The organism is Amycolatopsis sp. PSD-21, assembly GCF_055561455.1.
The window spans coordinates 5,762,487-5,775,558 of the sequence record NZ_CM145712.1 but is presented as its reverse complement, the minus strand read 5'-3'; the positions used below and the strand labels follow the sequence as shown (position 1 = coordinate 5,775,558).

Below are 13,072 nucleotides of genomic sequence, written 5' to 3'. Positions count from 1 at the left end.
TCGGTGTTACAAGCTGTTACAGCGGTGGTGAAGGGGGCTCAGGTGGCCGAGGAAGGACCGCGTCAGCCGCTGGCCGCGACCCGGCAGCGGGTCCGCGACGAGCTGCGTGAACGTATCCTCGCCGGACGGCTGAAGCCGGGGGACAGGCTCGTCGAACGCGAGCTCGCCGAAGACCTCGGCGTCTCCCGGGTCCCGGTGCGCGAGGCCATCCGGAGCTTGGAGGCCGAAGGTTTCCTCGCGGTCCAGTCGCCGCGTCGCATCGTCGTGCGCCAGCTGGCCAAGGCCGACGTCGAGGAGCTGTTCGACGTCCGCGAGGCGCTCGAAGGGCTCGCCGCCGGCCTGGCCGCCGAACGGGCGGGCAAGGCGGAACTCCGCGCGCTCGAACGGCTGCTCACCGACGCCGCCCGCGCGACCGAAAGCGGCGACCCGGCCCGGATCACCCTGCTCAACACCCGCTTCCACGACCAGATCGTCGCGCTCGCCGGCAACGGGCTGCTGCACGAGATCCTCCGCCCGCTCGAAGGCAGGCTGCGCTGGCTGACCAGCCAGAACGAACATTGGGGCGAGCTGCTCGACGAGCACCGCCGCCTCTACGACGCGATCGCTTCCGGCGACGCCGCCCGAGCGCGGGCCCACGCCGTCGAACACGTGCGGGTGAACCGGGAGGTCACGCTGAAGACGCTGTTCCCCGAGGACGACGGAGAACGCTCCGCCGGGTGAACCGGACATGTCAGACTCGCGGGCATGATCACCGACGAACAACGGGCCGCCCGCACCGCGCGGGCGGTGGCCGCCGCGGTCTCCGCGGGACGCGATCTCGGACTGTCCTTCGACGAGCCGGAAATCCTGTACGACGTCTTCTCGGTCATCGTGCGCTTGTCACCCCTGCCGGTGGTAGTGCGCGTGCCGACCGTGCTGCCGCGCACGACCACGCTCGAGACGCAGCTGATCGACCAGCGGCGTGAGCTGGCCGTCACCGGCTGGCTCGCGAGCCGCGGCCACCCGGTCGTCCCGCCGAGCCCGCTCGTACCCGCGGAACCGGTGCAGCGCGACGGTTTCTCGATGACGTTCTGGCAGTTCGTCGAGCACGACAAGAAAGCCGAGATCAGCCCCGAACGCGGGGCGGGGATCGTCGCCCGGTTGCACGCCGCCCTCCGCGAGTACGACGGCGACCTGGCCTTCATGGGCGGTCTGATCCCGTTCGTCCCCGACGGCCTCGACCAGCTGGCGGACCGCCCGGATCTGCTGGAACCGGCCGACCTGGACCGGGCCCGGCGCGAATGGGACGTCCTCCGGCCGTTGTTCGAGTCGGAAGCGGCGTTCACCCGGGCCTTCCCCGGCGCGACGGTCCAGCCGGTACACGGTGACGCCCCCGGGTACAACCTGATCGCCACGCCGGACGGCGAACTCTGCTCGGACTTCGAACTCGTCAACCGTGCCCCGATCGAACTGGATCTCCCGGCCATGGGAGCCGAGGGCGTCGCGGCCTACAACGCCGCCGCCGAGCAGCTCGGGCTGCGCGAGGCGGACGAACGAGTACTGAAGGCACTGGGCGCGCTGGCCATGCTTCAAGGGGTGGCCTGCTTGGCGATGGCGCCGGAGCTGCCGATGCTGCTGGAAGGTTTGAAGCCGATGATCGAACAGTGGCGGGAGACCCCGTTCACCGGCGGGCTCGCCTAGCCGAGCATCGAGGTCCAGGCCTCGGCGAATCCGGGGAAGGTCTTCCCGACCGTCCCCGGGTTCTCCACCTCGACCCCTTCGACCTTCAGGCCGAGTACCGCGGCCGCCATCACCAGACGGTGGTCGTCGTAGGTGCGGAACTTCCCGCCGTGCAGCGGCGCCGGCGTGATGCGCAGCCCGTCCTCGGTCTCTCGGACGTCGGCGCCGAGCGACGACAGTTCGGTGGCGAGCGCGGTCAGCCGGTCGGTCTCGTGGCCGCGAAGATGCGCCACCCCTGAGATCACCGACGGTCCCTCGGCGAAGCACAGCAGCGCCGCGATCACCGGCGTCAGCTCGCCGACGTCGTGCAGGTCCAGCTCGACGCCGGGGATCGTGCCGCTGCCGGTGACCGTCAGGCCCGCCGCGTCGAGTTCTGCGGTGGCCCCCAAGACGGGCGCCAGGCTGCGCAGCCAGTCCCCGGGCTGCGTCGTCCGCTGCGGCCAGCCCGCGACGCGCACCGTGCCGCCGGTCGCGATCGCGGCGGCGACGAACGGCGCCGCCGTCGAAAGATCCGGCTCGACGACGTACTCGGGGCAGGAAAGCCGTGTCGGCGCGACGTGGAACTCGGCGCCCTCGCGGTCCACAGTGGCCCCGAACCGGCGGAGCATCTCGACGGTCATCGCGATATGCGGCTCGCTCGGCACCTGGCCGCCCACGAGACGCACGGTGACACCCTGCTGGAACGACGGCCCGGCGAGCAGCAGCGCGGACAGGAACTGGCTCGACGCCGAGGCGTCCAGATCGACCCTGCCACCCCGCAAGCCGCCTTCACCGTGGACGGTGAACGGCGGCGCGTCGCGGCGGTCGTCGTCGATGCGGGCGCCGAGGTCGCGCAGCGCCTTCAGCAGCGGCCCGATCGGGCGGCGGCGGATGGCCTCGTCGCCGTCGAACAGCGCCGGGCCCGTGCCCAGCGCGGCGAGCGCGGGGGTGAACCGGGCGACCGTGCCCGCGTTGCCGAGTTCCACCCGGACGGTCTCGTCGGGATGGACGCGGCCGGGGCCGAGCGGGTGCACGAGGTAACCGCCGATGCTGCCCTGCGAGTGGGCGCCGAGGGCGTAGATGGCGCCGAGCATCAGGCGCGCGTCCCGGGAGTCGAGCGGGGTCCGCACCCGCGTCGGCGCGCTGGCGAGCGCGGCGAGGACGTAGGCCCGGTTGGTGATCGACTTCGAACCGGGGACACGGATGTCCGCGTCGAGCGGGCCTTCCGCGACTGGTGCGGTCCAGGTGTCGTGCGCGTCTGTCACGTCGCGAGGGTAGCGGTTTTCCACTCCATCGGACGCTTGCGGCGTGGCCGGTGAGCGCCCCGGCGGGCGTGCGATAAGGTGGAAGCCCGTGGGACTTCAGTCGCGGGCTACCAAGTATGTCTTTGTCACCGGAGGCGTTGCCTCCTCTCTGGGTAAGGGACTCACGGCTTCCAGCCTGGGTCAGCTCCTTACCGCACGTGGGCTCCGGGTCACGATGCAGAAGCTGGATCCGTACCTCAACGTCGATCCGGGCACGATGAACCCGTTCCAGCACGGTGAGGTGTTCGTCACCGACGACGGCGCCGAGACCGATCTGGACATCGGGCACTACGAGCGTTTTCTCGACCGGGCTCTCGACGGCAAGGCGAACGTCACCACCGGGCAGGTGTACTCCGAGGTCATCGCCAAGGAGCGCCGCGGTGAGTACCTAGGCGACACCGTGCAGGTCATCCCGCACATCACCGACGAGATCAAGGCGAGGATCACCGCCGCGGCGGGCGCCGACGAGGACGGGAACAGCCCGGACGTCGTGATCACCGAGGTCGGCGGCACCGTCGGCGACATCGAGTCGCTGCCGTTCCTGGAGGCCTGCCGTCAGGTCCGCCACGACGTCGGCCGCGACCAGTGCTTCTTCCTCCACGTCTCCCTGGTCCCGTACCTCGCCCCGTCGGGTGAGCTGAAGACCAAGCCGACCCAGCACTCGGTCGCCGCGCTGCGCAACATCGGTATCCAGCCCGACGCGCTCGTCTGCCGCGCCGACCGCGAGCTGCCGGAGGACCTCAAGCGCAAGATCGGCCTGATGTGCGACGTCGACACCGAAGCCGTCATCGCCTGCCCCGACGCGCCGTCGATCTACGACATCCCGAAGGTGCTGCACCGTGAGGCGCTCGACGCCTACGTGGTGCGCCGTCTCGGGCTGCCGTTCCGCGACGTCGACTGGACCGTGTGGGGCGACCTGCTCGACCGGGTGCACAACCCGTCGGAGACGGTGCGGGTCGCGCTCGTCGGCAAGTACATCGACCTGCCGGACGCGTACCTGTCGGTCACCGAGGCGCTGCGCGCGGGCGGGTTCGCCCACCGCGCCAAGGTCCAGATCTCCTGGGTCCCCTCGGATTCCTGCGAGACCCCGGCCGGTGCGGCCGCGGCGCTGTCCGATGTGGACGGTGTGCTGGTGCCGGGCGGTTTCGGCGTCCGCGGTATCGAGGGCAAGGTCGGCGCCATCGCCTACGCCCGCACCCACGGGCTGCCGCTGCTGGGCCTGTGCCTCGGCCTGCAGTGCATGGTGATCGACGCGGCGCGGAACCTGGCGGGGATCAAGGACGCGAACTCGGCCGAGTTCGAGGACGGCCCGAACCCGGTCATCTCCACGATGGCCGACCAGCGCGACGTCGTTGCCGGCGAGCGCGACATGGGCGGCACGATGCGGCTGGGCGCCTACGTCGCCAAGCTCAAGCCGGGCTCGCAGGTCGCGAAGGCGTACGGCAGCACCGAGGTCTCCGAGCGGCACCGTCACCGCTACGAGGTCAACAACGCTTACCGCAAGCGCCTTTCCGACGCCGGTCTGGTGTTCTCGGGCACCTCGCCCGACGACCACCTGGTCGAGTTCGTGGAGCTGCCCGCCGACAAGCACCCGTTCTTCGTCGGCACCCAGGCGCACCCTGAGCTCAAGAGCCGCCCGACCCGCCCGCACCCGCTGTTCAGCGCGTTCGTGAAGGCCGTCGTCGACCGCAAGGTCGCCGAGCGGCTGCCGGTCGAGCTGCCCGAAACCGCCCAGACGGCGGCCCGGTGAGCGAGCCTGGTAAGCACGAGTTCACCGTCGCGTCCACAAAGGACGTCCACATCGGACGTGTGGTGGGGCTGAGGGTCGACGAGGTCGTGATGCCCGGCGGCGGCACCGCTCGCCGCGAGGTCGTCGAGCACCTCGGCGCGGTCGCCGTCGTCGCGCTCGACTCGGACGGCATGGTGACGCTGATCCACCAGTACCGCCACCCGATCGGGCGGCGGCTGTGGGAACTGCCCGCCGGGTTGATCGACAAGGCGGGGGAGGACCCCGTCGAGGCGGCCAAACGCGAGCTGGTCGAGGAGGTCGGGCTCAGCGCCGAGCGGTGGGAGACCCTGGTCGACGTCGCGGCGTCGCCCGGCTTCACCGACGAGGTCGTCCGCGTCTACCTCGCCCGCGAGCTGTCCGAAGTGGACAGGGAGGTCCTCGGCGACGAGGAGGCGGACCTCGTCATGCGGAAGTTCCCGCTCGCCGAGGCGGTCCGGATGGCGCTGGCGGGTGAGCTGGTGAACGGGTCGACCGTCGGTGGCGTGCTCGCCGCGCACGCGGTGCTTTCGGGCGCTGCTTCGTCGCGGCCGGCCGACGCGCCTTGGGAGGACAGGCCGACGAAGTTCGCTTCGCGCGGTCTCTAGGCGCCCTTCGCGCGCTTGAGCGGTCCGTTGCTTGCAAAGTAACGGACCGCTCAGGGCATTTCGGGACGGGAGAGGCGAGGGTGTCGCGAAAGCCACTTTCGGGACATCAGACGTCGCGAAAGTGGCTTTCGCGACATGCTCGCCAGGGCGGTACCGTGCCTGGCCGTGGCCGACGTTGCGAAAGCCACTTTCGCAACGTTGAAGGTTGCGAAAGTGGCTTTCGCAACGTCCGGCAGCAAAGGACGACATGCGGAAACGCGACGGTTGGAACCGTCCTTACCACTCACGAGGCTCTAGTCGCGGAGGCGGCGGCCCTGTGCGTCGGTGCCGCCGTTCGCCAGCAGCACGATCCCGTCGACGATCGGCCAGACCGCCCCGATGCCGCAGGTGACCAGCACGACCGCCAGCTGGCCGATGGCGAGACCGACATGGCCGGTGTAAAAGCGCCCGATCCCGAACGGCAGCACGATCTGCAGCACCCCGGCGGCGATCTTCGACTTCGGTGAGTACGGCATCACCGCGGCGGGCTGCTGGTACACGGGCACGAACGGCGGCGGGTCGAACCGCGGTGCCAGCGACTTGGGGTGCGGCGCGGGCAGGTCCTGGAACAGCGGCCGGAGTTCGCCGAGCGTCACGGCCTCGTACGCGGCGAGGACGCGGCCCTCGTACTCGTCCGGCGTGATCCTTCCCTGGCTGTAGTGATCGGCGAGCAGCCGTGCCGCCTCCTCGCGCTCGGCGGTGCCGACGCGCATTTCGTCCGGGTCCGGTTGCTGGGACATGCTCCCAAGGTAGCCCGTTTCACACCCGCGGCGCGTACGCGCGGCGATCCCCCGAACGGGTCGCGATCGTCCTAGAGTGTCCGTGTGTCACGGGCCGGCGGTACCGGAGTCGCCCAGGTGGTCGCCGCATACCTCGACCATCTGGTGGTCGAGCGCGGAACCGCGAGGAACACCCTCGACAGCTACTCCCGCGACCTGCGCCGGTACACCGCGTACCTCTGTGACGCCGATGTCGAGTCCTTCGGCGACGTCACCTCGGCGCACATCACTTCGTTCGGCGCGGCGCTGCGCGAGGGCGACGAAGAGCATCGGCCGCTCGCCGCGTCGTCGGCGGCCCGCGCGCTGGTGGCGGTGCGGGGGCTGCACAAGTTCGCGCACGCCGACGGCATCACCGAGAACGACCCGGCCCGCGAGGTCCGCCCGCCCGCCGCGGCCAAACGGCTGCCCAAGGCGCTGCCGGTGGGCGACGTGCTGAAACTGCTGGAAACCCCACCGCCCGAGGGCGAACGCCCGCTGCGGGACCGGGCGCTGCTGGAACTGCTCTACTCCACCGGCGCGCGGATCTCCGAGGCCGTCGGGCTCGACGTCGACGACATCGACGACGCCGAACGCACCGTGCTGCTCGACGGCAAGGGCGGCAAACAGCGCATCGTGCCGATCGGCCGTCCCGCGCTGGAAGCGGTGCACGCGTACCTCGTCCGCGCGCGGCCGGCGCTCGCCACCCACGGCAGGGGGACGCCGGCGATGTTCCTGAACGCCCGCGGCTCCAGGCTTTCCCGGCAGAGCGCGTGGCAGGTTCTCAAGGACACCGCGGAATCCGCGGGGATCACGGCGGGCGTCTCCCCGCACACGCTGCGCCACTCCTTCGCCACGCACCTTCTCGAAGGCGGCGCCGACGTCCGCGTCGTGCAGGAACTCCTCGGGCACGCTTCGGTGACCACCACCCAGGTGTACACGCTGGTCACGGTCAACACGCTCCGCGAGGTTTACGCCACAGCACATCCCCGCGCGCTGGGCTAATCGACCCGGTCGGTCCCGGCGTGCCTCGTTGGCTCGACTCCCGGATCGCGCATAGGCTGCCGAGGATCCTGCCGAAGAGGAGCTTTCGCGTTATGTCGACACCGAACGAGCCGGCGAAGCCGTCCGCGTCCGCCGGTTCGGCTGCCGCGAGCCTCAGCCAGGTGACCATCGCAACCCCCGCCGAACACGACGGCGACGAACCGTCGGAGGACACGATCTCTTCCCGCGGCCGCAAGGCCAAGCGCGCCAAAGAAACCAAGCAGCAAGAACTCGAGAGGGACGGGATCGGCCCCACGGGCCGTCCGTACCGCGAGATCCCCGACCCGCCGCCGCTGGACCGGCACGGTCCCGCACTGGTGATGGCCATGTGCAACCAGAAGGGCGGGGTCGGCAAGACCACCTCGACCATCAACCTCGGCGCGGCGCTGGCCGAATGCGGCCGCCGGGTGCTGCTGGTCGACTTCGACCCACAGGGCGCGCTCTCGGTCGGCCTCGGCATTCAGCCGCACGAGCTGGACCAGACGGTCTACAACGTCATCATGGAGCGCTCGGTCGCCATCACCGACGTCATCCGGAAGACCCGGGTGGACGGCGTCGACCTGCTGCCGAGCAACATCGACCTGTCCGCGGCCGAGGTCCAGTTGGTCGCAGAGGTAGGGCGCGAACACACTTTGTTACGGGTCCTTCGTCCGGTCATGAACGACTACGACTATGTTCTTGTCGACTGCCAGCCCTCGCTAGGCCTGCTGACGGTGAACGCACTGACCGCCGCGGACGGTGTGATCATCCCGCTGGAGTGCGAGTTCTTCAGTCTGCGAGGCGTAGCGCTCCTGATCGACACCATCGAGAAGGTGCAGGAACGCCTCAACCCCAAACTGGACATCACCGGGATTCTCGCCACCATGTACGACCCGAGAACCCTGCACTCGAAGGAGGTCATGGCGAGAGTGGTGGAGGCATTCGGCGACACCGTGTTCGACACGGTGATCAACCGCACCGTGCGGTTCCCCGAGACGACGGTCGCGGGCGAGCCGATCACGACCTGGGCTCCCAAATCAGCCGGCGCGGCGGCCTATCGCGCGCTGGCACGCGAGGTGATCGCTCGGTGAGCAGGCGAGCTTCCCTGCCAGGAGCGTCCGAACTCTTCAGGATCACCTCCAGCCCCGCGCTCGATCTCCCGCCCGCACCCGAACAGCCCGCCCCCGCGAAGGGGAACGGCAACGGGGACGGTTCGGGGAACGAACACAAGGAACGGCTGACCCGTGCCGCGCGCAGCGGCTCCGGGCGGACCAAGCACGACGCGAAGATCACCGTCTACGTCTCCGGCGACGAACTGCTGGCGATGGAGCAGGCCAGGCTGAACCTCCGGGCGAAGCACGGGCTCGTCCTCGATCGCGGCAGGCTGGTCCGCGAGGCGGTGGCCGTGCTGCTGGCCGACTTCGACGCGGCGGGTGAGGACTCGGTCCTCGTCCAGCGTCTGCGGGCGGGCAGCGAGGACGGGAAAGAGACCGAGAGCTGATGGACGACCCGGCCGCGGCTGCTCCCAGCGGCTCAGAGCCGGTCGAGCGGACAGAGGCAGACGAGACCCCCGTCGTGCACGAGACCGTGCACGGCGGGATGGTCCCCGAAGGACTGGCCAGTGAAGAGCTGAGCACGTCCAAGTTCAAGGTGAACCTGTCGAACTTCCAGGGCCCCTTCGATCTGCTGCTCCAGCTGATCTCGCAGCACCAGCTCGACGTCACCGAAGTCGCGTTGCACCAGGTCACGGACGATTTCATCGCCTACACCCGTGCGCTCGGCTCGGAGTGGAACCTCGACGAGACGACCGAGTTCCTGGTCATCGCGGCGACCCTGCTCGACCTCAAGGCGGCGCGGCTGCTGCCCGCCGCCGAGGTGGAGAGCGAAGACGACCTCGCCCTGCTCGAAGCCAGGGACCTGCTGTTCGCGCGCGTGCTGCAGTACCGGGCGTACAAGCAGGTCGCGGCGCTGTTCGGTGAGCTGGAAGCGGGTGCGCTGCGGCGCTACCCGCGGTCGGTCGCGCTCGAAGAGCGGTTCATGGGACTGCTGCCCGAGGTGATGCTGGGCGTCGACCCGGCGAAGTTCGCCGAGATCGCCGTGGCGGTCTTCCGGCCGAAGCCGCCGCCGCAGGTGTCGATCGCGCATATCCACATGGGCCGGGTCTCGGTGCGCGAGCACGCCGCGCTGCTGCGGCTCAAGCTGGCGGAACGAGGCGAAGCGACCTTCGGCGAGCTGGTCGACGACTGCGAGCACACCGTCGAGATCGTGGCGCGGTTCCTCGCTCTGCTGGAGCTGTACCGGGAGGCCACGGTCCAGTTCGAGCAGCTGGAGGCGCTCGCCGAACTGCACGTGCGGTGGACCGGCGGGTCCGTGGAGGAGGCGTCGGTGGCGGCCGAACACGATCGCGCCGCCGCTGAGGACGAGGAGTACGGGTGAGCCCCGAAGAGACCGAGAAGACCGAAGAGACGCCCGAGACCGAAGCGACCGCCGAGGCCTCTGCCGTCGAGCCGGAGGCCGAGACGGAGCCGCCTGCCGACGAGGGGCTCGTCGCGGCGGGTGACGGCGACTATCCCGACGTCACCTCCGACGAGGCGCTCGAAGCGGCCCTGGAGGCGTTGCTCCTGGTCGTCGACTCGCCGATCAACGAGGAATCGCTCGCCGACACGGTCGGCCAGCCCGTGTCGCGGGTGACCGTGGCGCTGCGCACGATGGCGCAGAAGTTCACCGAACGGACCAGCGGAATCGACCTGCGCCGAGTCGGCGAAGGGTGGCGGTTCTACACTAGGGACGTCTATGCCCCGTTCGTGGAGAAGCTTCTGCTCGACGGCCAGCGTTCCAAGCTGACGCGAGCCGCACTGGAGAGCCTCGCCGTGATCGCCTATCGGCAGCCGGTGACCAGGGCCAGGGTCGCCGCCGTCCGAGGGGTGAACGTGGACGGGGTGATCAGGACGCTGCTGGCGCGCGGCCTGATCGAGGAGATGGGGACCGACCCCGAAACCACAGGCACGCTGTACGTGACGACCGAGCTGTTCCTGGAGCGACTGGGCCTCTCGTCCCTGGCCGACCTTCCGCCCATCGCTCCGTTGCTACCCGAAGTGGACACCATCGATGACATCTGACCCGCATCCCGACGGCATTCGGCTGCAGAAGGTCCTTTCGCAGGCGGGCGTCGCCTCGCGGCGCGCGGCCGAGGATCTGATCGTGCGCGGTCGCGTGAGCGTGGACGGCAAGGTGGTCACCGAACTCGGCCGCCGGGTCGATCCGGACAACTCCGTGATCCACGTCGACGGCACCCGCGTCCAGGTCCGCGAGGACCTCGTCTACCTCCTGCTGAACAAGCCCAAGGGCGTGCACAGCACGATGAGCGACGACCGCGGCCGTCCGTGCGTCGGCGACTACCTGCGCGGCCGGTACGAGGAGACGCCCGGCATCGTGCACGTGGGCAGGCTCGACGAGAACACCGAAGGCCTCCTGCTGCTCACCAACGACGGAGACCTCGGTCACCGGCTGATGCACCCGTCGTTCCGCGTGCTGAAGACCTACTTCGCCGAGGTCGAGGGCATCGTCCCGCGCGGGCTCGGCAAGGAGCTGCGGGCCGGTTTCGAGCTGCCGGACGGCATCGTCAAGGTCGACCAGTTCCGGGTCAAGGACATGCTGGCCGGGCGCACCCAGATCGAGCTGGTCATCCACGAGGGTCGCAAGCACATCGTGCGGCGGCTGATGGCGGCCACCGGGCACCCGGTGCGCAAACTGGTCCGGACCGCGCTCGGCGACGTCCAGCTCGGCGCCCAGCGCTCGGGCTCGATCCGGCGGCTGAACCGCGGCGAGGTCGGTTCGCTGTACCGCGCCGTCGATCTGTAACCAAGACTTTCCGCCCTACTGCACAGGTGATCACCGCGTTTAGCTCTTCCTGACGGGCTTTCAGCCGACGGGGAAGGGCTCAACCGTGAAAACAGTTGTGCTGGCAGGGATCTTGGCGGTCGCCGCGGCCGTGGTCGCGGCACCGCAGGCCGCGGCGAAACCGCGGGCGAGTGAACCGGTCTACGACTTCGCCAAGGCCGTCCGCGAGACGGCTTGGGTGGACATCGGGCTCGACGGTGACGGCGACGGCCGTTCGGACCGGGTCGCCGCGGACATCATCCGGCCGAAGGAACCGGCGGCGCAGGGCAAGAAGGTCCCGGTCATCATGGACGCGAGCCCGTACTACTCGTGCTGCGGGCGGGGCAACGAGAGCGAGCTCAAGACCTACGACTCGGCGGGCAGGCCGGTCGGGTTCCCGCTCTACTACGACAACTTCTTCGTCCCGCGCGGGTACGCCGTGGTCCTGGTGGATCTGGCCGGTACCAACAAGTCCCGCGGCTGCACCGACATCGGTGGCCCTTCGGACGTCAATTCGGCGCGCAAGGTCGTCGACTGGCTGAACGGCCGCGCGAACGGTTACACGACGGCGACCGGTCCGGCCAGGACGAACGCGACCTGGTCGACGGGCGCGGTCGGCATGATCGGGAAGTCCTACGACGGCACGGTGGCCAACGGCGTCGCCGCGGCCGGCGTCGACGGGCTCAAGACCATCGTGCCGATCGGCGCCATCAGCTCCTGGTACGACTACTACCGCTCCGACGGCGCGAACCTGCGTCAGGGGAGCCCGGCGGGGCTCGCGCAGACCGTTTCGCGGCGCAACGGCGGGCAGAACTGCGCCGCGGCGAATCAGAAGCTCACCGAGGGCGCGACCTCGAACGGCGACTACAACGCGTTCTGGCTCGACCGGGACCACGTGCAGAGCGCTTCGAAGGTGAAGGCCAGCGTGCTCGCTTCGCACGGCTTGGGTGACCTCAACGTCAAGACGATCAACTTCGGGCAGTGGTGGGAAGCGCTGAACGTCGAGCGCAAGATCTGGCTGACACAGGCAGGCCACGTCGATCCGTTCGACTACCGGCGGTCGGCGTGGGTCGACACCCTGCACAAGTGGTTCGACCACTACCTGCTCGGCGTGGACAACGGTATCGAGAAGACGCCGGGCGCGAGTGTGGAACGCGAGCCCGACGTCTGGGTGGACCAGCCGGCGTGGCCCGCGGGCAGCGCCGTCACCCTGCGCCCCGCGGCCGGGAGTACACCGGGTGTCGGCACGCTGGGCACGACCGCGGGAACGGGCACGGTCTCGTTCACGGACTCGTCGGGCCAGTCCTCGAACAGCTGGGCCGCGAGGCCGACGGAGACCGCGAGCGGGCGCGTGCTGTTCAGCACCGGCGCGCTCGCGAAGGACCTGCACGTCTCCGGGACGGCGAAGGTGACTGTGACCGCGACGCCGTCGACGCCCACCGCGCGGCTCTCGGCGGTCTTGGTCGACTACGGCCCGGCGACGATCCGGAACTACACCGGGCCGAAGGAAGGCATCAAGAACGAGCTGACCCAGTCGTGCTGGGGCGCGAGCTCGCCCGGTAACGACGCCTGCTACCTGAACACGAGCACCGACGCGGTGTCGGTGGGCCTGAACATCATCAGCCGCGGGTGGGCGGATCTGGCCAACCACCGTTCGCTGAGCCAGGAATCGCCGCTGACACCGGGGCAGCCGTACACGATGACGTTCCGGCTGGCGAGTACGGACCATGTCGTGCCGGCGGGACATCAGCTTGCCCTGATCATCGGCGGGACGGACGGCTCGTTCATCTCCGGCCCCTCGCAGTATCCGAAGATCACGGTGGATCTGGGCAGGACTTCGCTGGCTCTGCCCGTCTCGGGGGCTGGACCGTCGGCGGTTCCGGCTCCGCTTCCGGCGGCCCCGGCGCAGATCGCTCCGGCGACCGTATCGGGGCTCGAGCGCGGCTAGGCCAAGGCCCGGAACGGCCCTTTCCTTGCGAAACTCCTAGGGAAAGGGCCGTT

13 protein-coding genes are annotated in these 13,072 nt (G+C 69.7%); 11 read left to right on the top strand and 2 right to left on the bottom strand.

The features are described from left to right. Positions 1-42 precede the first annotated feature (42 nt). Positions 43-720: a GntR family transcriptional regulator gene (locus ACZ1DY_RS26930; RefSeq protein ID WP_465481274.1), complete on the top strand. Its 678-nt coding sequence runs from the start codon at positions 43-45 to the stop codon at positions 718-720. Positions 721-744: 24 nt separating this feature from the next. Beyond that, complete coding sequence (locus ACZ1DY_RS26925; RefSeq protein ID WP_465481273.1) at positions 745-1,680, top strand: aminoglycoside phosphotransferase family protein; 936 nt, start codon at positions 745-747, stop codon at positions 1,678-1,680. Here ACZ1DY_RS26925 and aroA read toward each other — a convergent pair. Continuing rightward, positions 1,677-2,963 (bottom strand): 3-phosphoshikimate 1-carboxyvinyltransferase, encoded by a 1,287-nt coding sequence (gene aroA, locus ACZ1DY_RS26920; protein WP_465481272.1) that lies wholly within the window; start codon positions 2,961-2,963, stop codon positions 1,677-1,679. The two genes, ACZ1DY_RS26925 and aroA, sit on opposite strands and share 4 nt — an antisense overlap. An 88-nt stretch (positions 2,964-3,051) precedes the next feature. Between aroA and ACZ1DY_RS26915 the strand changes: the two genes are divergently transcribed. Both ACZ1DY_RS26915 and ACZ1DY_RS26910 read left to right on the top strand, forming a co-directional pair. Next, positions 3,052-4,752 carry a CTP synthase gene (locus tag ACZ1DY_RS26915; RefSeq protein ID WP_257485881.1) on the top strand — a complete coding sequence of 567 codons (1,701 nt, stop codon included), beginning with the start codon at positions 3,052-3,054 and terminating at the stop codon, positions 4,750-4,752. Further along, positions 4,749-5,375, top strand: a complete 627-nt coding sequence (locus ACZ1DY_RS26910) for an NUDIX domain-containing protein (protein WP_034322287.1) — start codon at positions 4,749-4,751, stop codon at positions 5,373-5,375. Before ACZ1DY_RS26915 ends, ACZ1DY_RS26910 begins: the two co-directional genes overlap by 4 nt. 293 nt (positions 5,376-5,668) lie before the next feature. On the opposite strand, the gene ACZ1DY_RS26905 is transcribed toward ACZ1DY_RS26910, so the two are convergent. Beyond that, entirely contained in the window at positions 5,669-6,154 is a 486-nt protein-coding gene (locus ACZ1DY_RS26905; protein WP_465481271.1) for a DUF1707 domain-containing protein, read from the bottom strand. A 117-nt stretch (positions 6,155-6,271) separates the two neighbouring features. On the opposite strand from ACZ1DY_RS26905, the gene xerD reads away from it, so the two are divergent. The 7 genes from xerD to ACZ1DY_RS26870 all read left to right on the top strand — a co-directional run bounded on the left by xerD (position 6,272) and on the right by ACZ1DY_RS26870 (position 13,019). Then, positions 6,272-7,174: a site-specific tyrosine recombinase XerD gene (xerD, locus tag ACZ1DY_RS26900; RefSeq protein ID WP_126736808.1), complete on the top strand. Its 903-nt coding sequence runs from the start codon at positions 6,272-6,274 to the stop codon at positions 7,172-7,174. 92 nt (positions 7,175-7,266) lie between these two features. Continuing rightward, a complete protein-coding gene (locus ACZ1DY_RS26895) occupies positions 7,267-8,283 on the top strand; it encodes a ParA family protein (RefSeq protein WP_126736754.1) in 1,017 nt (338 codons plus the stop codon). Then, complete coding sequence (locus ACZ1DY_RS26890; protein ID WP_465481270.1) at positions 8,280-8,693, top strand: cobyrinic acid a,c-diamide synthase; 414 nt, start codon at positions 8,280-8,282, stop codon at positions 8,691-8,693. The genes ACZ1DY_RS26895 and ACZ1DY_RS26890 overlap by 4 nt, the downstream gene beginning before the upstream one ends. Next, positions 8,693-9,628 (top strand): segregation and condensation protein A, encoded by a 936-nt coding sequence (locus ACZ1DY_RS26885; protein ID WP_465481269.1) that lies wholly within the window; start codon positions 8,693-8,695, stop codon positions 9,626-9,628. The genes ACZ1DY_RS26890 and ACZ1DY_RS26885 overlap by 1 nt, the downstream gene beginning before the upstream one ends. Beyond that, positions 9,625-10,311 (top strand): SMC-Scp complex subunit ScpB, encoded by a 687-nt coding sequence (gene scpB / locus ACZ1DY_RS26880; protein WP_257485884.1) that lies wholly within the window; start codon positions 9,625-9,627, stop codon positions 10,309-10,311. Before ACZ1DY_RS26885 ends, scpB begins: the two co-directional genes overlap by 4 nt. Continuing rightward, positions 10,301-11,053: a pseudouridine synthase gene (locus ACZ1DY_RS26875; protein ID WP_005153474.1), complete on the top strand. Its 753-nt coding sequence runs from the start codon at positions 10,301-10,303 to the stop codon at positions 11,051-11,053. The genes scpB and ACZ1DY_RS26875 overlap by 11 nt, the downstream gene beginning before the upstream one ends. A gap of 97 nt (positions 11,054-11,150) precedes the next feature. Further along, positions 11,151-13,019, top strand: a complete 1,869-nt coding sequence (locus ACZ1DY_RS26870; protein WP_465485717.1) for a Xaa-Pro dipeptidyl-peptidase — start codon at positions 11,151-11,153, stop codon at positions 13,017-13,019. Positions 13,020-13,072: the final 53 nt, after the last annotated feature.